This is a genomic window from Kribbella aluminosa, from assembly GCF_017876295.1.
Classification (GTDB): Bacteria; Actinomycetota; Actinomycetes; order Propionibacteriales; family Kribbellaceae; genus Kribbella; species Kribbella aluminosa.
Window position 1 is genome coordinate 712,957 of the sequence record NZ_JAGINT010000002.1, and the last position, 20,198, is coordinate 733,154.

Sequence of the window (20,198 nt, forward strand, 5' to 3'; positions counted from 1 at the left end):
CGGGGCAGATCCGGGCCGATCGAGGGGCACGTAGGAGCAGATTCCCCGGAACGGCTGCGAAGATGGCCGCATGATCACTCCCGAGGAGCTTGTGGCTGCGCCGAAGGTGCTTTTGCATGACCACCTGGACGGGGGGTTGCGGCCGGGGACGGTTGTGGAGTTGGCGCGGGAGATCGGGCACGCGTTGCCGCGGAACGACGCGGCCGAGTTGGGGGCGTGGTTCGTGGAGTCGGCGGACTCCGGGTCGTTGGAGCGGTATCTGGAGACGTTCGACCACACCGTTGCGGTGATGCAGACCGTCGAGGCGATCAAGCGGGTGGCCAGTGAGTGTGTGCGGGATCTCGCGGCGGACGGTGTCGTGTACGCCGAGATCCGCTACGCGCCCGAGCAGCACCTGCATCGTGGGCTGACGCTCGAGCAGGTCGTGGACGCGGTCCGGGAAGGGTTCGAGCACGGTATGGCGACCGCCGAGCGGCCGATCGTGGTTCGGCAGTTGCTGACCGCGATGCGGCACATGGCCCGGTCGATGGAGATCGCCGAGCTTGCGGTCGCGTACCGGGACGCCGGTGTGGTCGGGTTCGACATCGCCGGGGCCGAGGCGGGCTACCCGCCCACCCGGCACCTGGACGCGTTCGAGTACCTGCAGCGGGAGAACGCGCACTTCACCATCCACGCCGGCGAGGGGTTCGGGCTGCCGTCGATCTGGCAGGCGATCCAGTGGTGCGGTGCGGACCGCCTCGGGCACGGCGTACGGATCATCGACGACATCTCCCACGACGGCGACAAGGCCGAGCTCGGGCGGCTCGCGGCGTACGTCCGGGACCGCCGGATCCCGCTGGAGATGTGCCCGAGCTCGAACCTGCAGACCGGCGCGGGCCGCGTCGATCGCCGAGCATCCGATCGGCCTGCTCACCGAGCTCCGCTTCCGGGTCACGGTGAACACCGACAACCGATTGATGAGCGGCACGTCGATGAGCCGCGAGCTCGCCCTGCTCGCGGAGGCGTTCGGCTACGACCTCGCCGATCTGCGCTGGTTCGCGATCAACGCGATGAAGTCGGCCTTCCTCCCGTTCGACGAAAGACTTGCGATCATCAACAACACCATCAAACCCTGGTACGACTCACACTGACCCAAGGGAACGAGAAAAGTAAGAAAAGCGGCTGTGCGGGGGTCTGGTACGACTCACACTGAGCGTTGGTATGTGCGGAAGGCTCGGGTCGACAGCCAGGCCACGATCAGGGTGAAGGCGAGCAGATAGCCGCAGTGCCGCCACACCGACGACCAGTCCGGTGACGCGGCCAGCGCCTGGCGGGCCGCGATCGTGGCCCAGTCGACCGGGTTGAACCGGGCCGCGACGTTCACCCAGTGCGGAGCGACGTGCGGGTCGATCATGATCGACGACATGAAGGTCAGCGGCAGCGAGACGAACTGCGAGATCCCGATCAGCGCCTCCTGCTGCCGGGTGAGCAGCGCGACCGCGTTCGACAGCGAGCCGAACCCGAGACCGACCAGCACCGACGCGACGATCGTGATCAGGTAGCCCCCGATCCCGCCGTCGTACCGCGCGCCCGCGGCGAACCCGATCGCGAACACCAGGATCGTCTGGATCAACGTGGTCGACGCGCTGCTGAGCAACTGTCCGGCCATCAGCCCGCCGCGGCTGATCGGTGACGCGAGCATCCGGTCCATCACGCCGCGCTCCATGTCCTGCACGAACGACGTACCGCTCCAGCCGCTCGTCATCAGCGACGTCATCATCACGATCCCGGGCGTCAGGAACGCGATGTACGTCGAGTTCCCGAACCCGGGGAGGTGGACGACGCCCTGGAACAGCTGCCCGAACAGCAGCAACCAGATCGCCGGCTGGACCAGCGTGAACGCGATCAACGCCGGCTGCCGGTACGACGCCCGCGTCCAGCGGCCGAGGATCAGACCCGTGTGCGCGATCATCCCGCCGCCTCCGCAACCTTGAACGACCGGCCGGTGTGCTGCAGGTACACGTCGTCCAGCGACGGCCTCGACACGGTGACCGCGACCACCGGAATCTCCTTGTCCTCAAGGAGTCCCAGGACAGCCGGTACGGCGGTCGCGCCGCGGTCGACCCGGGCGCGCAGAGTGTTGCCCTCGACAACGATCTCGCCGACGCCGGGCAACTGCCTGAGTAGCAGGCGGATCGTGCCGTCGGTATCGGGATCGACCAGCTCGACCTGCACGGAATCACCGCGCAACGAGGCCTTCAGCGACTCCGGGGTGCCCTCGGCAACGATCTTGCCGTGGTCGACGATCGCCAGCTGACCGGCCAGCCGATCGGCCTCCTCCAGGTAGTGCGTGGTGAGCAGTACGGTCAGCCCTTCCTGCCCGGACAACCGCAGTACTTCGTTCCACAGATCGGCGCGGGCCTCCGGGTCGAGACCCGTGGTCGGCTCGTCGAGGAACAGCACGCGAGGCCGATGGACCAGCCCGAGTGCGACGTCCAGCTTCCGCTGCATACCGCCGGAGTACGTCTTCACCGGGCGACCGGCATGCTCCGCCAGGCCGAAGCCGGCCAGCAGCTCGCGGGCACGCTGAACAGCCTCAGCACGGGGCAGGCCGAAGATGCGCCCGCTCAGCACGAGGTTCTCGAGCCCGGTCGCCATCGGGTCCGAGCTGGACTTCTGCGGTACGTACCCGATCGCGTGCCGGACCTTGTCCTGGTCACAGTTCACGTCGTACCCAGCGACATGAGCGGTGCCCGAGTCGGCCCGGGACAGCGTCGTGAGGATCTTCACGGTGGTGGACTTGCCGGCGCCGTTCGGCCCGAGCAGCCCGAGGACGACGCCCTCGGGAACGCTCACGGTGAGGCCGTCGAGCGCGCGCAGCGGTGGATTCTTCCGGCCGGCCGGGTACGTCTTGACCAGGTCGACCGCTTCGACGGCATGCGTAACCATCAGGTAACTCCCTACCTACAGCGCTTCCGGTGGCATCGCCTGCATCCAGGCGAACTTCTCACCGAAGTACTTCACCGGATCCTTCAACTGGTCGCTCGGGGCGATGCCCTCCTCCAGGTAGCGTTTCCACGCCATCCGCCAGTACGTCGACCCGCCGAGCGTGTCGGTACGGATCTCCTCGGCGAGCTGGTGGACGTACGCCGACTCCGCGCGCAGCAGCGCCAGCCGGAACTCCGACTCGACCCAGAAGATCCGCGGGAAGTCGACGGCCGCCATCTGCTCGTGTTCCGTGGTCGCCTTGGCGATCTCCGCGTCGACGACCACCAGCCGCTGCTCCAGCAGCTCGACGGCCCGGTCCGGTTGCAGACCCGGCAGGTACGCGAGGCCTGCCTCCAGCGGGTGGAACTCGCGGGACGGCGTACCGACCAGCTCGCCCAGCCAGTCCTCGAACTCGGCCCGGCCGGCGTCGGTGATCCGGTACACCGTCCGCTCCGGCCGGTTGCCTTCGCGGACCGTCTCCAGCGCCTCGATGAAGCCGTGCTTCTCCAGGTTGGACACGACCGAGTAGAGCGAGCCGTAGTTCATCTTGATGCTCTGGTCCTTACCGCGGGCCCGGAGCGTCGTGGAGATCTCGTACGGGTGCATCGGCCGCTCGCTGAGACTGCCGAGCACGGCGAACGCCAGCGGATTGCCGACCTTGCGTCTGGCCATGACACCTCCTCGATCTCGATTACTCGAAATCGAGTATTAGCTCGCGAGTATCCGATGTCAAGTATTCAGCCAGGCGAACGCGCGGGCTCCCAGCCCGCGCACCGGGAGCGCGGCGAGGGCGCGGTACATCGGCTCCTCGACGTACTTCGTGAGCAGCCAGGCGAGACCGATGACGCCGACCACCGCGCCGGCGATCTGGGTCATCCGGCCGGCACCGAGCTCCATCAGCCGGTACGCGATCAGGTAGCCGACCACCTGGTTGAGCAGGTACAGGGCGAACGAGATCCGGGCCAGGAACTGGATCGGCCGCCGGAACCGCGCGAACACCGTCCAGTCCGGGCCGCGGGCGGCCAGCGCGACGAGCAGCAGCAGTACGCCGATGCCGAGCGAGGACGGCAGGTCCGACGTGTGTGCGTGCTGCGCGAAGACCGTCGCCACGATCAGCGCGCTGAGCTGCACGACGCCGATCCGGCGCTGCGACCAGAGCCAGATCGCGATGCCGATCGCGAACAGCTGCAGGCGGTGGATGCCGAGCCCGTTCCACACCTGGATCACCCAGAGCGGGCTGCGGTCGATACGCCCGTTCCACTGCAGGGCCACCGGCGCGAGGATCATGATCCAGAGCATCGTGGTGATCCGCGGCCCGATGCCACGCGGCCAGAGCAGGGCGGCGGTGGCGAACGCCATCAGCTGCAGCGGCAGCGTCCAGTACGAGCCGTCGATGAGCTGCACGGTCGGGTCGAACGAGGCGGCCAGTGTCAGGTTTCCCCACAGGTCGTGCCGGGTCGGCAGGTTCCAGCTCGGCGGCCCGAAGAACAGCAGCAGCGTGTACGTGAACAGCACGGCGGCGAGGTACGGCGGGAGCACCCGGCAGGCGCGGCGCCACAACCAGTGCGGCGTGGAGCCCTTCCGGATCGTCACGCAGACGAAGTACGCGCTGATCACCAGGAGGATGCTGGCACCGACCTGGAACGGGTACCGCCCGAGCGGCGTACCGAGCTCAGGGTGCAGGAACGGACCCATGTACGTCGTGTGGGTAAACATCACGGCGAGCACCGACAGGACGCGCACCACGTCCCAGCTCAGCCTGCGTGTGGTCCTTCCCGAAGGGCGGTCGGGCGTCGTCACACTCACTCCATTTACGCATCGCTCGCCGATCTCTTCGGCCGTTACCCCCCTGTGACCCTAGGCAGAGACGGGGGTGCCGATGCAAATCGACCCGGTGATGCCTTCCTCACATCAGCCGGCGGTTTGAAACGTCCGCCGGTAGTCCTGCGGCGGTACGCCGACCACGCGGCGGAAGTGGTGGCGGAGCAGGGCCGCCGTACCGAAGCCGGACTCGGTGGCGATCTGTTCGATGCCCATCCGGGTTTGTTCGAGGAGGGTGCGGGCGCGGAGGACGCGTTGCGTGGTCACCCATTTGAGGGGGGTCGTGCCGGTCTCGGCGACGAAGCGGCGGGCGAAGGTGCGTTCGGACATCTGGGCGCGGCGGGCCAGCGCCGGCACGGTGTGCTCGGTGGTGAGGTTGCCGATCATCCAGTTCAGGACCGGCTGCAGGCTCTCGGCGGAGCACTCCGGCACGGGCACCTCGACGTACTGCCGCTGGCCGCCGTCGCGCTGCGGCGGGACCACCATCCGGCGGGCGATCCGAGTCGCGACCGCGCTGCCGAGTTCGCGCCGTACCAGGTGCAGGCAGGCGTCTATGCCGGCCGCCGTACCGGCGCTGGTGATGATGTTGCCGTCGTCGACGAACAGCACGTCCGGGTCGATCTTCGCGGTCGGGAACTGCGCCATGAATTTGTCGATGTACCGCCAGTGGGTGGTGCAGGCCCGCCCGTCGAGCAGCCCGGCGGTACCGAGGACGAAGGCGCCGGAGCAGACCGTGAGCAGGATCGCGCCACGCGCCTCCGCCCGGCGCAGCGCGTCCAGGATCCGCTCGTCGTACTCGTGCCGCCAGGTGGTCGCCGGGATGCCGATCAGGTCGGCGTCCTCGAGCTCCTCCAGGCCGTACGGCGCGATCACCTGGGAGTGGCTGCTGGTCTCCATCGGCACGCCCGGCGTGGTCGAGCAGACCTTGAAGTCGAACGCCGGTACGCCGTCGTCGGTGCGGTCCAGTCCGAAGACCTCGGCGAGCACTCCGAACTCGAACAGGGCGACGTCCTCCATCAGCACGACCGCGATCTTCTGCAGCATGGCAGAATCTTATCGGACTATGTCAATAGTGCCACTGGTGGCAGGATCTGGAACATAGAATCATTACTGCCATGACCGGATACGTAGTTCTCGTACTTCTCGTCCTGGCCGTGATCGCGGCTCTGGAGGTCAGCAACAGGCGCAACTCGACCGGTCCGGCTGCCGGACCGCGGGGCACCTGGGCCGCTGACGACCGCGACCTGGCCCGAACCAAGCTCGACCTGCTCGCGCTCGGCGCGACGGCCAAGCCCTTCACCAGCAAGCCCGCCTCCACCACCGGAACGGTGCACACCATCCGCACCGCCCGCATCACCCACGGCCGTCACGCGGCCTGAATACGCCAACTCGGGGCGTCGTCGTACGACCTGGTCTACACCGGGATTGGTGCGATCTGCTGGCTGCCGGACATCCGGCGGGGCTGACCTTCGAACCACTCACCGAGCACGACAGCGCACCGTGGAACGCGCTCCCCGGTCTGATGACCGAGGATGCGACCGGTGAGTGGCGCCTGACGGAGAATCCGCGCCGCCTGGCGGCCACCTACACGCTGCAGGCGCACAAACCTACTGAGCCCGGCGCTGCTGTACCTTCTGGAACGCCTGCTTGATCTTCGCCTGGTTCTCCGGCTTGCTCAGTTCGCGCTGTGCGACCTGAACCAGCTTGGCGACCACGGCGCCCTTCACCAATGTCTTCACGAACCCCATCAGGGCCTCCCTCTGTTGCCCCCGACGCTACCGGCCGTGACAACCCTCCTCCATGGGTGATCCACCGGAACTGTCCCTGGCGTCGGGCACACTAGGGGTATGCCTGAGTTGCCGGAGGTCGAGTCGCTGGCGGTGTTCCTGCGGGAGCGAGCGGTGGGGCATGCGTTCGTGCGGGCGGACATCACCGCGATCAGCGCGCTGAAGACGTACGACCCGCCGATCTCGGCGATGGTCGGGCTGCTGATCGACGACGTGCGGCGGCACGGGAAGTTCCTGGACATCTCGGCGCAGGGCGTGCACCTGGTGATCCACCTGGCGCGGGCCGGCTGGCTGCGGTGGAAGGAAGAGCAGAACACCGGGCTCGTGCGGCCGGGGAAGGGGCCGATCGCGCTCCGGACCGTGCTGGACGACGGCGCCGGGTTCGACCTGACCGAGGCCGGCACCCAGAAGAAGCTAGCGGTGTACGTCGTTCGCGACGTCGACGAGGTCCCCGGCGTCGCGCGCCTCGGGCCGGACCCGTTCACGCTGTCGCTGGAGGACTTCGGCGAGATCCTCAAACGCGAGGGCCGCGTCCAGCTCAAGGGCGTCCTGCGGAGCCAGTCGGTGATCGCCGGCATCGGCAACGCGTACTCCGACGAGATCCTGCACGTCGCGAAGATGAGCCCCTTCAAACCGGCTTCGAACCTCTCCGCCGACGAGCTCCAGACCCTGTACGACGCGATGCGCGAGACCCTCCAGGACGCCGTCGACCGGTCCGCCGGGCTCGCCGTCCAGGACCTGAAGTCGGAGAAGAAGTCCGGCCTCCGGGTGCACGGCCGGAAGGGCCAGAAGTGTCCGGTCTGCGGCGACATCGTCCGCGAGGTGAGCTTCGCCGACTCCTCCCTGCAGTACTGCGCGACCTGTCAGACCGGCGGCAAACCGCTGGCCGACCGGAGGCTGTCGAAGCTGCTCAAGTAGGTTCCCGCGCATGCGGAAGATCTACGTGGCAGCACACGTCTACATGATTCTCGGGCTGATCAGCGGGCTGTACTACCGCGAGCTCACCAAGGCGAAGGACTTCACCGGCGACTCCCAACTGGGTGTGGTGCACACCCACATCCTGGCGCTCGGCATGCTGTTCTTCCTGATCGTGCTCGCGCTGGAGAAGCTGTTCACGCTGACGAACGGCAAACTCTTCACCGCGTTCTTCTGGGTCTACAACGCGGGCCTCGCGCTCACCGTCGGCATGATGCTGCTGCGCGGCACGCTGACCGTGCTCGGGCACCAGACCGGCGCCGCCCTGGACGGCATCTCCGGTCTGGGCCACGTCACGATCACCCTCGGCCTGATCTTCTTCTTCATCAACCTCGGCAAGTGCCTGCCGGCCAAGGAGCCTGCGAAGGAGAAGGTCGAGGCCTAGGTCGTCCCCTCCGACCGCGTCGATCAGGTTCGCGCCGTTGCGCTGCAAGCGGTCACAGGCGGATGACGTACGGCGAAGACGCCGACCGGCGACCTGCGTCCAGCCGGGCGCGCAGTTCGTGCTCGCCGGCCCCGGTGACCCGGGTGGCCCAGCCGATCGACCGTCCCGGCTCGAGGCCGTCGAACCTCCACCCCTGCTCGGAAGCTGACCAGTCCGGCGGCAGCGGGAGGTCGACCTCGCCGCGGGCCGGCGTACGGCCGAAGTTCGTCACCACCACGGTCAGCTCGCCGCGGCCCGGGTGGATCGACGCCAGCACCGTACCGACCGGAGCGACCAGGACGCGGCGTACGCCGGTCGGCACCGCCAGCGGTACCACGCGGCGCTCCGGCATCGGGAACGGGCCGATCGTGGTCCGGGTGAGCTCGTGACCGGTGACGGCGTACCGGCGGCCGGCGAACCGGATCTGGTGCAGGCTGTCCGGCTCGGCCATGCCGACGAACCGGACCGCGACATCGGCCGTGCGCCGGGCCACCAGGTGTGCGGTCGTACCGGCCGGGGTCAGGTCCCAGACGCCGTCGGCGTTCGCGGTGACGGTGTCCTCCGGGACGATCCGCAGCTTCCCGGCCAGCGCGACCCGGACGACCGGCGGCTCACCGGCCTCGGGCAGCCGGACGACCAGATCGTCACCGTCGCGGCGCCAGGTCAGCGCTCTGCCGGTGTGGTCCTCGACGACGTGCCGTGGCATGGTCACCAGCCCCGGCAGCCGTACTTCGTGATCCGCGGGCCGGCACGCGATCCGGAGCAGCAAGAGCTCACGGCTTCGCACGATCGCCTCACCCCACGGTTGCGGTGCGAACTCGCCCGGGATCCCCTGAATCAGCGCCACCGCGACCTCCTCCGAGCCACGGTCCTAGATCCGCCCGCCGGGGTCAACGTTTTATCCCGTCCGCGCGGCAACCGCCTTCCGAAACCGGTTGTGCGTTTCGGCCGACCGCTGGTCTGACATGCTGGGTGCATGTTCCGGAACCAGGAGATTCCTTCGGTCGTGGTGAGCGAGCTCGACGACGCGCTGCTGGCGGAGGCGTTCGTACTCGACGTCCGCGAGCCGGACGAGTGGGACCGCGGCCACATCGAGGGCGCCACCCACATCCCGCTCGGTGAGCTCCAGGAGCGGGTCGGCGAGGTCCCGCTGGACCAGAAGGTGCTCTGCGTCTGCGCGGTCGGCGGCCGCTCCGGCATGGCCACCCAGTTCCTGAACCAGGTCGGCCGGGAGGCGATCAACCTCGACGGCGGCATGCACGCCTGGGAGATCGCCGGCCGCCCGGTCAGCACGAACTAACAGATAGAGAAGAAAACCTTCCACACGGTGACTGCAGGCGTTACTTTGTCACCGGTCGGTTGATCGGCGTACACCTGCGGCTCATGAGGCGGTAGCGCGCGCGGCGTCGGATGACCGCGTCCGTCCACCGTGGGGAGGCTCCTGTGTCGCTCATCCGTCCCTTGACCACAGCGATCGGCGTTGGTGGCCTGTTGGCCGGCGTGCTGGTCAGTCCCGCCGTCGCCCGGCCCGGTGCCGCGGCGATCCCGGACGCCGCGATCGCCGAGAACGGCGTACTGACGTCGCGGTCCGACAGCCCGGTCGCGCCCGGGGTGAACTACACGTCGTTCGAACGGCTCGACCCGAAGGGCTGGCAGCGCGGCGACATCCTCGACACCGACCTGAGCAAGCACGGCGTGACCGTCGACCTGGTGAACACCGGGAAGGTCTCCGGCGGGCAGCCACTCAGCCGGCAGTTGGCGAGCAAGGGCGCGATCGCAGGCGTGAACGGCGACTTCTTCGACATCAACGACACGAACGCGCCGCTCGGCGTCGGGGTCGAGTCCGGCAAGCTGGTGAACGCGCCGGCCGCCGGGCACAACGACACCGCGGTGATCGGCAAGGACGGGCTCGGCAGGATCGCCCAGCTGTTCCTGCAGGGCACCGCGACCGACGGGCCGACCAAGCTCGAGCTGACCAACCTGAACTCGCCGGCGGTGAACGCCGGCGGGATCGGCCTTTACACCCCGGAGTGGGGCGATGCCGCCCGAACCCGGACCGTGGACGGCCTGCCGACCGTCCGCGAGGTGATCCTTCGCGACGGTGTGGTCGTCTCGTCCGCCACCACTCCGGCCACCACCCCGCTGGCGGCGAACGAGCAGGCGCTGATCGGTCGCGAGGCCGGTGCGGAGGCGCTGACCGCACTGCAGGTCGGTGACAAGGTCGACGTCGCGTACGGCCTGCGCCCGGACGCCGCCGACGTCGCGGCCGCGGTCAGCGGCAACTACCAGCTCGCGAAGGACGGCAAGGTGCCGGCCGACGTACCGGACGCCGACCTGGCGCCGCGGACCGCGGTCGGGTTCGACGCCGCGGGCGGCCGGATGATCCTGCTGACGGTCGACGGCCGGGCGACCGGTTCGCGCGGCCTGTCGCTGAAGGAAATGGGTCAGCTGATGATCAGCCTCGGTGCTGACGAAGCGCTCAACCTGGACGGCGGCGGCTCCTCGACGATGCTCGCCCGGACGCCGGGCAAGGCCGCGCCGGACGTCGTCAACAACCCGTCCGACGGCAACGAGCGACTCATCCCGAACGGCCTCGGCCTCCTCCCGGTGAAGGGCAGCGGCGCGCTGAAGGGCTTCCGCGTCGAGTCGGTCGGCACCTCCGCCGAGGGTCCCGACGCCGACATCTCCCGGAGTTCTCGCGTCCTCACCGGCCTCAGCCGGGTCCTCAAGGCCACCGGGTACGACGAGACGTACGCTCCCGCCATCGGTACGCCGTCCTGGTACGCCGGCAGCAACGTCCGCGTCGACCAGCAAGGCGTCGTGACCGGCCGCCGCGCGGGTGACGTGATCGTCACCGCCGCCCGCGGTACGGCGAACGGAAGGTTCCCGATGACCGTCCTCGGCACACCGACCCGCCTGGCGCCGAGCACCTGCCAGGTGTCGCTCGCGGACTCGAACGCCAAGGGCTTCTTCGAGGTCGACGGGTACGACGCCGACGGGTTCTCCACCTGGGTCGAGCCGCGCGACGTCAAGCTCAGCTACGACACCGCCAAGGTGCAGGTGGTTGCGAAAGGCAACGGGTTCGAAGTCAATGCCCTGGGCAACGATGCTGTGTCGACCGTGGTGACCGCGACGGTCGGCACCCTGAGCACGCAGCTCAGCGTCACGGCCGGTCTGGCGAGCACCGTGGTGGACGGCATGGACGACGTCACCAAGTGGGCGGCGAACGCCGTACCGGCCGGCGCCGCGACCGCGTCCCGGTCCGCCGCCGAGGGACATGACGGCGGGCAGGCGATCGCGCTCGACTACTCGCTGACCGGCAGCACGGCCACGCGCGCGGCGTACCTCTCGCAAACCCCGCAGCAGACGCTTCCCGGCCAGCCGCAGAAGCTCGGCGTGTGGGTGTACGGCGACGGCAAGGGCGCCTGGCTGCGGGCGAACGCGTACGACGCCGCGGGCGGTACGGCGCAGAGCCTCAACCTGGCCGCGGCGGTCGACTGGACCGGCTGGAAGTACGTCGAGGCGGACATCCCGCCGGGTCTGACCTACCCGCTGCGGTTCTGGCGGATCTATGTCGTGGAGACCTCGCCGACCCGGCAGTACTCGGGCCGGATCGTGATCGACGACCTGACCGTGCGCAGCGCGCCGCCGGTGACCATGGATCCGCCGGCCAAGGTGATCGATCCGATGGTGGTCACCGACGGGACCGTGACCACGAGCGGCCGCTGGCGGTTCGCGGTGATGTCGGACGCGCAGTTCACCGCCGACGACCCGAACTCGGACTACGTGAAGCAGGCCCGGCGGACGATCCGCGAGGCGCTCGCCCAGAAGCCCGACTTCCTGGTGATCAACGGCGACTTCGTCGACCGGGCGTTCGGGCCGGACATCGCGCTCGCCAAGCAGATCATCGACGAGGAGGTGGCCGGCAAGGTGCCGGTGCACTACGTGCCGGGCAACCACGAGACGTACGGCCCGGGCGACCTGTCCGAGTGGAAGAAGGTCTTCGGCAGTCCGACCAGCACGTTCGACCACAAGGGCACCCGGTTCGTGCTGCGGGACTCGTCGCTCGGCTCGCTGCGGGCCGGCGGGTTCGACCAGATCGCCGACCTGCGCAAGCAGCTCGGCTCGGCTGCCCAGGATCGCTCGATCCGGAACGTCGTGGTGATGGCTCACCACCCGATCGACGACCCCTCGCCGACGCAGAACTCGCAGCTCGGTGACCGGAAGGAAGCCGCGATGATCGTCCGGTGGCTCGCCGACTTCCGCAAGGCCACGGGCAAGGGCGCCGCGTACATGGCGGGGCACGCGGGGACCTTCGCAGCCACCCGCACCGACGGCGTACTGCTCCCGCTGACCGGCAACTCGGGCAAGAGCCCCGCAGCCGCACCGGACGCCGGCGGCTTCACCGGCTGGGCATTGGTGGGGATCTCGAAGTCGGCCGGGCAGCCCTGGTTCCAGGTAGAACTGCGCCCGCACGTCGACGCGCTCGAGCTGGCCGCCCCGACCACCATGCGCCGCAACCAGACCGCCACGGCCGCCGCGACCGTCATCCAGGACAACCGCCGCGTCCCGGTCTCGTTCCCGGTCTCGGCCGACTGGTGGGGCTCGGCCACGATGTACATCGGCCCGGTCAAGAGCGCCCCGTTCTGGGCTGTCGCCGCGTACGACCCGTCCACCGGCCAGCTGAGCGCCCTACGCCCGGGGAGCGCCCAACTGGGCGTAACCGTGAACGGCGTCTCCAAGAGCTCGACCATCCAGGTCGATTGGTAACGTCAGCGGAATGAACGACGTGGTGCTGCCGCAGCGGCTGCAGGAAGGTGACCGGGTTGCTGTGGTGGCGCCGTCGGGGCGCGTGGATGCTGGGCGGCTGGCGCGCGGGGTGGAGTACGTCCGGTCCTGGGGGCTCGAGGTGGACGTGATGCCGTCGGTGCTGGCCGGGCACGAGCGGTTCAAGTACCTGGCCGCCGACGACAAGGCACGGGCCGAGGACCTGCGGCACGCGTGGCTGGACCCGCAGTACGCCGCGGTGCTCTGTGCGCGGGGTGGGTACGGCGTGCAGCGGATGCTGGAGTACGTCGACTTCGACGAGCTGGTCGCCGTACCGAAGTGGTTCGTCGGGTTCAGCGACATCACCGCGCTGCACGAGCCGCTGAACGCACGTGGTCTGGTGACGCTGCACGGGCCGATGGCCGCGGCTGTAGAGCAGTTGGCCGTAGAAGAGGGGCGGGAGCGCCTGCGGGCGTTGCTGTTCGAGCCGGAGACCGTCACGGACCTCCTGCTGGGTGCTCGCACTCTTGTTGACGGTGTCGCGGAGGGCCTGCTGCGTGGTGGCAACCTGGCGATGCTGGCGTCCAGTGTCGGTACGCCGACGTACGCGCCGCCGGCAGGGGTCGTCGTACTCGAGGAGATCAACGAAGAGGCCTACCAGGCGGACCGGCTGCTCACGCAGCTGCTGCGCGCCGGGTGGTTCGACCAGGTGACCGGGCTGGTGATCGGTGACTTCAGCCAGGGCGGGGACGGGCTCGACGACACCATCCGGGAGCGGCTCGAGCCGCTCGGCGTACCGATGGTGGAGGGTGCGGCGATCGGGCACGAGCCGTTGAACCTCGCCGTACCGCTCGGGCTCCCGGTACGGCTCGACGCGACCGCCGGGACCCTTACGCCAGGTGGTCTCGGAGGAAGCTGAACGCCTGCGGGTACGCGTCCAGGCGGTTCGCCAGCTTGGCGAGGCCGTGGCCTTCGTCCGGATAAACGAGCAGCTGGCACGGTACGCCGCGGTTGGTCAGCGCCTCCGTGATCTGCTCGGCCTCCGACAGCGGCACTCGCGGGTCGTTCGCGCCGTGGATGACGAACAGCGGCGCCCGGATGTCGTCGACCCGGCTGAGCGGGCTCGCGGACTCCAGGAACTCCCGGTCGGTGGCGAGGTACCCGTACTCGCGCTCCCGCATCGCGCGGCGGTAGTCCGACGTGTTCTCCAGGAACGTCACCAGCGAAGCGATCCCGACGATGTCCACCCCGGCCGCCCACAGGTCCGGCTGGAACGCGACGCCGGCCAGCACCATGTACCCGCCGTACGAGCCGCCCCAGAGCACGGCCCGCTTCGGGTCGCCGTCGATCGTCGGCAGCCACGCGTTGATCGCGGCCAGGTCCTTCACCGAGTCCAGCCGCAGCTGACGGTCGTCCAGCGAGTACCAGCGCTTGCCGTAGCCGGCCGAGCCGCGGACGTTCGGTACGACGACCGTGTGTCCCTCGCCGGCCAGCGACGAGATGATCGGGCTCCAGATCCGCATCGCGGCACCCTCCGGCCCGCCGTGCACGTGGACAACCGTGGAGCCCAGCTTCGGAGCGGTCGGCCGGAAGACGAAGACCGGGACCTGCTCGCCGTCGAACGACGGCACCCGCAGGCTCTCCGGATGCTGCAGCTCGGCCGGGACCTCGACCTGGGCGATCGCCGTCAGCTCACCGTTCGGCACGTACCGGTACACGGTCGGCGGGGTGACCGGGGAGTTGTAGGTGATCGCCGCGAACGAGCCGTCCGCCGACCAGATCGGGTCCGGCGTCATCATCGTCAGCGCCGCGCAGCCGCCCGCGGGCAGTCCGACCGGCGCGATCAGCGCGCCGTCCTCGAGCCGGTGCAGGGCCAGCGCGACCTCGCCGTCCTCGAGTACGCCGACCAGCTGGTGTACGCCGTCCGGCGACGGCCAGGCGGCGAGGTCCCGCGCGTCGTCCACCAGTACGTCGCTCCACGCCGCGTCGGCCACGTCGTACCGGCGGACCGCCTTGCGATCGCGGTCGACGTCGGTCGACACCAGGAACGCGGACGAGTCGGGCAGCCAGGCGACCGGGGCCCCTGGTCGTTGTGCGCGTCCGCGGGCGTGAGCTCGGTGACCGACCGGCTCGACGTGTCGACCAGCAGCAGCTGGATCGAGTTCGCAGGGCTGCTGGCCTTCGACAGGACGACCCACTTGTCGTCCGGGGACGGGTCCACGCCCATCACCCAGCCGCCGGCGTCGTACAGCACGGTCTCGGTGCCGCTCGCCAGGTCGCGGGTGATCAGGTCGAAGTCGACACTGTTGCGACGGTTCGTGGTGTAGAGGATCCGGCCGGCGCGGGCGGCGACCAGATGGTGGATGTACTCCGCGTCGTGCACCAGCGGGGTCAGCGCCGGGAGACCCGAGCCGGCGAGATCGAGCAGCGAGAGTTGACCGCGCTCGTCGCCGCCGGTGTCGTGCTCGACGACGACCTGGCTGCTGCCCGGGACGAACCGGGCGCCGCGGCAGGTGTCGCCCAGATCGGTCAGTGCGCGCCAGGTCCCGTCCGCGGTGACCTCGTTGACCTGGCGGGTGCCGGTGCCGTCGTACAGCACCAGCATCCGGCCCGCGTCGTCGATGTCGAGGGCCAGGGTGGTGGGCAGAGAGAACAGCGTCGTCAGCAGCACGCGCACATCCTCCCACCCACCCCAGGTCGCTTACGTCCGAAGATCTGAGGGCTCTGGACCACGATTCTTCGGACGTAAGCGGCTTTAGCGGTCTCCGTGCCAGGAGTGCCAGAGCGCGGCGTACGGACCCTGGGCGTCCACCAGTTCGTCGTGGGCGCCCAGCTCGACGATCTTGCCGTCCTCGACGACGGCGATCACGTCGGCGTCGTGGGCGGTGTGCAGCCGGTGCGCGATCGCGACCACGGTCCGGCCTTCCAGTACGGTCGCCAGCGACCGCTCCAGGTGCCGGGCCGCCCGCGGGTCCATCAACGAGGTCGCCTCGTCCAGGACCAGCGTGTGCGGGTCAGCCAGCACCAGCCGGGCCAGTGCGACCTGCTGCGCCTGTGCCGGCGTCAGCGAGACACCACCGGACCCCACCTCGGTGTCCAGCCCGTCGTCGAACCCGGCAACCCAGCCGTCGGCGTCCACCGACCGCAGCGCTGCCCACAGGTCCGCGTCGGACGCGCCCTGCCGAGCCAGCCGCAGGTTGTCCCGCACGCTGCCCACGAACACGTGGTGCTCCTGGTTGACCAGGGCGACGTGACTGCGCACCTGCTCCGCAGACATCCGGTCCAGCGCCGCACCACCCAGGGTGATGTCGCCGACCCGTGGCGAGTAGATGCCGGCCAGCAACCGGCCCAGTGTCGACTTGCCCGCACCGGACGGCCCGACCAGCGCCACCCGGGCACCTGGCTCGACGGTCAGCGTCACGCCGTGCAGCACGTCGCGACCCTCCAGGTACCCGAACCGTACGTCGTCCGCCAGCACGGTCCGCCCGTTCGGCTCGTCCTCGCTGGTGGTGACAGCCGTCTCCACCTCACGGACCCCGACCAGCCGCGCCAGGGACACCTGCGCCACCTGCAGCTCGTCGTACCAGCGGATCATCATGTTGACCGGCTCGACCAGCTGCTGGATGTAGAGCGCACCCGTGGTCAGCGCACCGACCGTCAGCCAGCCCTGGATCGCGAACCCGCCACCGATGACCAGCACTGCGGCCAGTGCGATCGTGTGGGTCATGTTGATGATCGGGAACAGGATCATCCGCAGGTACAGCGTGTACCGCTCCCAGGCGACCCACTGACCGATCCGGGTGTCACCGGACTGGATGCGCCGGTGACCGAGCCGGTGCGACTCGACGGTGCGGCCGGCGTCGACCGTCTCGGCCAGCGCCGAGGCGACCGCGGCGTACCCGGCCGCCTCCGACCGGTACGCCGATGGCGCACGGCGGAAGTACCACCGGCCGCCGATGATCAGGATCGGCGCCGCGATCACGATCGCCACGGCCAGCGCCGGCGCGGTCACGATCAGCGCTCCGATCAGCAGCGACGCCCAGATGATCGCGATCGTCAGCTGCGGTACGGCGTCCCGCATCGCGTGCGACAGCCGGTCGATGTCGGTGGTGATCCGGGACAGCAGGTCACCCGTACCGGCCCGCTCCAGCACGCCCGGCGGCAGGCCGACCGCGCGGACCAGGAAGTCCTCACGGAGGTCCGCGAGCATCTCCTCACCGAGCACCGCACCGCGCAGGCGGGTGATCCGGGTGAACACGGTCTGCACCGCGAGCGCGATCACGAACCCGATCACGACGGACGGCAGCTGCACGTCGGTGCGGCCCTCGGACAGCTTCTGCACCACGTTGCCGAGCAGCCACGGTCCGACCATGCCGCTGAGCGCCGCGACCGCGTTCACCACAGTCAGCCACAGGAACTGCCGCCGGTGCCTGCGGAACAGCGACTTGATGTAGGCGCGGACGGTTGTGCCCTGCGCCACCGGGAGCCGCACTACTTCCTGCGGGGCTGCCGGGTCGTACAGCGGGCGCTTCACACCGACTCCTCGAACGTTGCTTCTTCTTCACGGGTCACAACCGCGCGGTACTGCGGGTTGGTGTGCAGCAGCTCGTGATGCGTACCGACAGCGGCCACCTGGCCGTCCGGCACGAACACCACCCGCTCCGCGCGGTCCAGCATCAGCGGGCTCGACGAGAACACCACTGTGGTCCGGCCGCGGCGCAGCAGTTGCAGGCCATCCGCGATCCGGGCCTCGGTGTGCGCGTCGACCGCACTGGTCGGCTCGTCGAGCACCAGCACCTGCGGGTCGACGTACAGCGACCTCGCCAGCGCCACCCGCTGCCGCTGACCGCCGGACAGGGACCTGCCCCGCTCGGTCAGGAACGCGTTCATCGCGTCGGACTCACCGGCCGGCAGCGACTGCCGCAGCACATCGAGGATGTCCTCGCACTGTGCCGCGTCCAGCGCCGTCTCCGCAGAGACCACGCCGCTGGCCGGTACGTCGAACAGGTCGCGCACCGTCCCCGACAACAGCACCGGGTCCTTGTCCTGCACCAGCACGACAGTGCGCGCCGAGTCGAGCGGGAGGTCGTCCAGCGCGACACCGTCGAGCAGCACGGAGGCCTCGTCGGTAGCCGTCGGGCTGTGGCCGCCCAGCCGGTCGGCCAGCAGACCGCCGGTGTCCGGGTCGCCGCTGACCACCGCGGTGAAGCTCCCGGCCGGGACGTGCAGCCCGGTGACCGGGTCGAGCAGGTCGCCCGCCGGCAGTTGCGCCTCGGCTGTGGCCTTGGTCTCGTCGGTCCGCTGCAGCGACAGCACCCGCGCCGCCCGCCGGGCCGACACCTTCGAGAAGATGAACGCGCTCGCGGTCTCCTCGAACGTGTGCAGCGGCACCAGCATGAACGTGATGAAGCCGTACGTCGTGACCAGCTCGCCGACCGAGATGTGACCGGACGTCACCAGCCCGACGCCCATCCACACCACGATCACCAGGAACAGCCCGAAGAACAGCACCTGGAGCGCGGCGATCAGCGACCACATCCGGGCGCTGCGCACCGCGCTCGTGCGGTACTCCTGCGAGGCGGCGCGGTACCGCTCCAGGAACAGCTGCTCACCGCCGATGCCGCGCAGCACCCGCAGCCCGGCGACGGTGTCGGCGGCGAGCTCGGTGGCCCGGCCGCCCTTGGCCCGCTGCTCGTCCGCGCGGCGCTCCGCGGGACCCATCAGCGGGATGATCGAGAACGCCAGCACCGGGACGGCGACGGCGACCACCAGCCCGAGCCGGGGTTCGTACAGCAGCAGGCCGATGACGACGGCGAAGCAGGTCAGCAGCGCGGCCACGAACCGGCCGAGCACCTCGACGAACCAGCCGATCTTCTCGACGTCGCCGCTGCTCACCTGCACGACCTCGCCGGCCGCGATCCGCCGGGTGAGCAGCGAGCCGAGCTCCGCGGCCTTGCGGAACAGGAGTTGCTGGAGGCGGGCCGCGGTACTGATCCAGTTAGTCACGACGGCCCGGTGGAAGAACGAGTCGGCGCCGGCCTTGGCCGCGCCGAAGGCGAGCAGCAGCACGCCGGACAGGATCAGCTTGGACCAGGACAGGTCGATGGCCGCCTGCACGGCGAGCCCGACCGCGACCGGAGCGGCGGCGATCCCGCCGAAGTACACCAGGCCCCAGAACACCGCGAGCAGCTGCCCGCGGAGCTGCTGGTGCTCCAGCCAGAGAATGAGTCGGAGGCCGGACCGGGTATCGGGCACACCCGGATCGGCGAACGGAATGAGGCGCAACGACATGACGTCTCGCAATGAGGCATAGAGGGATTGAAAAAAGGGGCCTGACCAGGCGAATGGATCAAGCCTAGGCGCCCCCGCCGACAACCCGTCAAACCCTTTTCAGCCAGTGGTCACCGGGCTCGCCTCAGTTGTCCGAGCGGCTCAGTCCGACGGCCAGCCCGGCCTGGAACCGGGTCGCTGCGTTCAGCGTGGTCTGTACTCGTTGGACTCGCCTGCCGACCGTCCGCAGGCTGATGCCCAGCTGGCGGGCGATGGCCTGGTCGCCCATCCCCGCGGCGAGCAGAGCGATCAATGTGCGGTCGTCGTCGGGGTCCAGTTGGTCGCTGCGCGGTGCGGTGTCCAGGGTCAGTGGTGGAGCGCTCGCCCACACTCGCTCGAAGAGTGCGATCAGGCTGTCCAGCAGCGAGCTAGGCCGGATGACCAGCAGCCCTTCGGTCACCGGGCGTCCAGTGACCGCCGGCATGGTCGCCACCTTGTCGTCGTAGATCGCGAGCCGGACCGGTACGTCGCCGACCACCCGAGCCTGCTCGCCGACGGTCAGCGTCTCACGCAGCATGTCCAGTCCCTGCTCGTCCACGGCGGCCCGGCTGTAGACGATCCGGTGTCGGACACCGCGCTGGATGGCTGCCGTGACCGGTTTGGTGTCCGCCGGTACCAGTCGCTTGCCGTACGGCGGTGTCTCGAAGGCGCGGATCTCGGAGCGGGTGGCACTGTGCAGGGCGAGCCCGTAGGCAGGCGCCTGGTCTCCCGGGACAACCTCCACCGGTGCCTGCCGGAGCGGATCCGGGGTGGCCCGGTGCAACCGCTCCAGCTCCTGCACTCTGGCCGCTGCCCGATCCAGCTCCAGCTGACGCGTGTCGAGCATCCCCTGCAGCGCGAGCTCCGGTGGCACCGCCGTGTACCGCCCGTCGGTGACGCGGAGGAAGTGTTTGGCCAACAGAGCGGCGAGGGTATCGCTGACGGGTACGTCCGGATCGGCGTGGACCAGCTCGTCCGCCGTCTGGCCGGGATGCGTCAGTACGTGCTCGTAGAGCCGCTCTTGCGTGGCGTCGATCCCCAGGCCTTCCAGCACTCGCACAGGCTATGGCCGATCTCAGTCAATGGCCTAGTCCGGTCCTCCGGATACCTTTACAGCCCTGACGAGGCTCGGTGACGCTCCAGGTATC

General features: G+C 69.4%; 18 protein-coding genes and 1 pseudogene. 7 read left to right on the top strand and 12 right to left on the bottom strand.

Annotation, left to right across the window (positions count from 1 at the left end; translation table 11 throughout):
- Positions 1-70 precede the first annotated feature (70 nt).
- Positions 71-1,130: pseudogene (locus JOF29_RS24790) on the top strand (adenosine deaminase).
- A 53-nt stretch (positions 1,131-1,183) separates the two neighbouring features.
- On the opposite strand, the gene JOF29_RS24795 reads toward JOF29_RS24790, so the two are convergent.
- The 5 genes from JOF29_RS24795 to JOF29_RS24815 form a co-directional block, all read right to left on the bottom strand.
- Complete coding sequence (locus JOF29_RS24795) at positions 1,184-1,951, bottom strand: ABC transporter permease (protein WP_209696859.1); 768 nt, start codon at positions 1,949-1,951, stop codon at positions 1,184-1,186.
- A complete protein-coding gene (locus tag JOF29_RS24800; RefSeq protein ID WP_245359430.1) occupies positions 1,948-2,928 on the bottom strand; it encodes an ATP-binding cassette domain-containing protein in 981 nt (326 codons plus the stop codon). The genes JOF29_RS24795 and JOF29_RS24800 overlap by 4 nt, the downstream gene beginning before the upstream one ends.
- 15 nt (positions 2,929-2,943) lie before the next feature.
- Entirely contained in the window at positions 2,944-3,639 is a 696-nt protein-coding gene (locus tag JOF29_RS24805; protein WP_209696860.1) for a PadR family transcriptional regulator, read from the bottom strand.
- A 57-nt stretch (positions 3,640-3,696) separates the two neighbouring features.
- The gene (locus JOF29_RS24810) at positions 3,697-4,713 is read right to left on the bottom strand and encodes an acyltransferase family protein (RefSeq protein WP_209696861.1); all 1,017 of its coding nucleotides are present in this window, start codon (positions 4,711-4,713) and stop codon (positions 3,697-3,699) included.
- Between the two features lie 165 nt (positions 4,714-4,878).
- Positions 4,879-5,832, bottom strand: a complete 954-nt coding sequence (locus JOF29_RS24815) for a helix-turn-helix domain-containing protein (RefSeq protein ID WP_209696862.1) — start codon at positions 5,830-5,832, stop codon at positions 4,879-4,881.
- Positions 5,833-5,903: 71 nt separating this feature from the next.
- Here JOF29_RS24815 and JOF29_RS24820 point away from each other — a divergent pair, with 71 nt between their 5' ends.
- Entirely contained in the window at positions 5,904-6,167 is a 264-nt protein-coding gene (locus JOF29_RS24820) for a hypothetical protein (RefSeq protein ID WP_209696863.1), read from the top strand.
- A 228-nt stretch (positions 6,168-6,395) separates the two neighbouring features.
- Here the strand turns inward: JOF29_RS24820 and JOF29_RS24825 are convergent, their stop codons facing one another.
- Positions 6,396-6,536 (bottom strand): hypothetical protein, encoded by a 141-nt coding sequence (locus JOF29_RS24825; protein ID WP_209696864.1) that lies wholly within the window; start codon positions 6,534-6,536, stop codon positions 6,396-6,398.
- 99 nt (positions 6,537-6,635) lie between these two features.
- Between JOF29_RS24825 and JOF29_RS24830 the strand changes: the two genes are divergently transcribed.
- Both JOF29_RS24830 and JOF29_RS24835 read left to right on the top strand, forming a co-directional pair.
- Positions 6,636-7,493 (top strand): DNA-formamidopyrimidine glycosylase family protein, encoded by an 858-nt coding sequence (locus JOF29_RS24830; protein WP_209696865.1) that lies wholly within the window; start codon positions 6,636-6,638, stop codon positions 7,491-7,493.
- Positions 7,494-7,503: 10 nt separating this feature from the next.
- A complete protein-coding gene (locus JOF29_RS24835) occupies positions 7,504-7,935 on the top strand; it encodes a DUF2871 domain-containing protein (protein WP_209696866.1) in 432 nt (143 codons plus the stop codon).
- A 52-nt stretch (positions 7,936-7,987) separates the two neighbouring features.
- Here JOF29_RS24835 and JOF29_RS24840 read toward each other — a convergent pair whose 3' ends face one another.
- Positions 7,988-8,821 (bottom strand): hypothetical protein, encoded by an 834-nt coding sequence (locus JOF29_RS24840; RefSeq protein ID WP_209696867.1) that lies wholly within the window; start codon positions 8,819-8,821, stop codon positions 7,988-7,990.
- A gap of 129 nt (positions 8,822-8,950) precedes the next feature.
- Here JOF29_RS24840 and JOF29_RS24845 point away from each other — a divergent pair, with 129 nt between their 5' ends.
- The 3 genes from JOF29_RS24845 to JOF29_RS24855 all read left to right on the top strand — a co-directional run bounded on the left by JOF29_RS24845 (position 8,951) and on the right by JOF29_RS24855 (position 13,660).
- The gene (locus tag JOF29_RS24845) at positions 8,951-9,274 is read left to right on the top strand and encodes a rhodanese-like domain-containing protein (protein WP_209696868.1); all 324 of its coding nucleotides are present in this window, start codon (positions 8,951-8,953) and stop codon (positions 9,272-9,274) included.
- A 143-nt stretch (positions 9,275-9,417) separates the two neighbouring features.
- Positions 9,418-12,744, top strand: coding sequence for a phosphodiester glycosidase family protein (locus JOF29_RS24850; RefSeq protein ID WP_307863658.1), 3,327 nt, complete (start codon positions 9,418-9,420; stop codon positions 12,742-12,744).
- Positions 12,745-12,754: 10 nt separating this feature from the next.
- Positions 12,755-13,660: a S66 peptidase family protein gene (locus JOF29_RS24855; protein WP_209696870.1), complete on the top strand. Its 906-nt coding sequence runs from the start codon at positions 12,755-12,757 to the stop codon at positions 13,658-13,660.
- Here JOF29_RS24855 and JOF29_RS43515 read toward each other — a convergent pair.
- From JOF29_RS43515 to JOF29_RS24875, 5 genes are all read right to left on the bottom strand, one after another.
- Positions 13,632-14,540, bottom strand: coding sequence for an alpha/beta hydrolase family protein (locus JOF29_RS43515; RefSeq protein ID WP_307863990.1), 909 nt, complete (start codon positions 14,538-14,540; stop codon positions 13,632-13,634). The genes JOF29_RS24855 and JOF29_RS43515 overlap by 29 nt on opposite strands.
- 44 nt (positions 14,541-14,584) lie before the next feature.
- On the bottom strand, positions 14,585-15,412 hold the full coding sequence (locus JOF29_RS43520; RefSeq protein WP_245359431.1) for a hypothetical protein: 828 nt from the start codon (positions 15,410-15,412) through the stop codon (positions 14,585-14,587).
- A gap of 84 nt (positions 15,413-15,496) precedes the next feature.
- Positions 15,497-17,275 (bottom strand): ABC transporter ATP-binding protein, encoded by a 1,779-nt coding sequence (locus JOF29_RS24865; RefSeq protein ID WP_209696871.1) that lies wholly within the window; start codon positions 17,273-17,275, stop codon positions 15,497-15,499.
- Positions 17,272-19,032 (bottom strand): ABC transporter transmembrane domain-containing protein, encoded by a 1,761-nt coding sequence (locus JOF29_RS24870; RefSeq protein WP_209696872.1) that lies wholly within the window; start codon positions 19,030-19,032, stop codon positions 17,272-17,274. The genes JOF29_RS24865 and JOF29_RS24870 overlap by 4 nt, the downstream gene beginning before the upstream one ends.
- 124 nt (positions 19,033-19,156) lie before the next feature.
- Positions 19,157-20,104 (bottom strand): helix-turn-helix domain-containing protein, encoded by a 948-nt coding sequence (locus JOF29_RS24875; RefSeq protein WP_209696873.1) that lies wholly within the window; start codon positions 20,102-20,104, stop codon positions 19,157-19,159.
- Between the last annotated feature and the right edge of the window lie 94 nt (positions 20,105-20,198).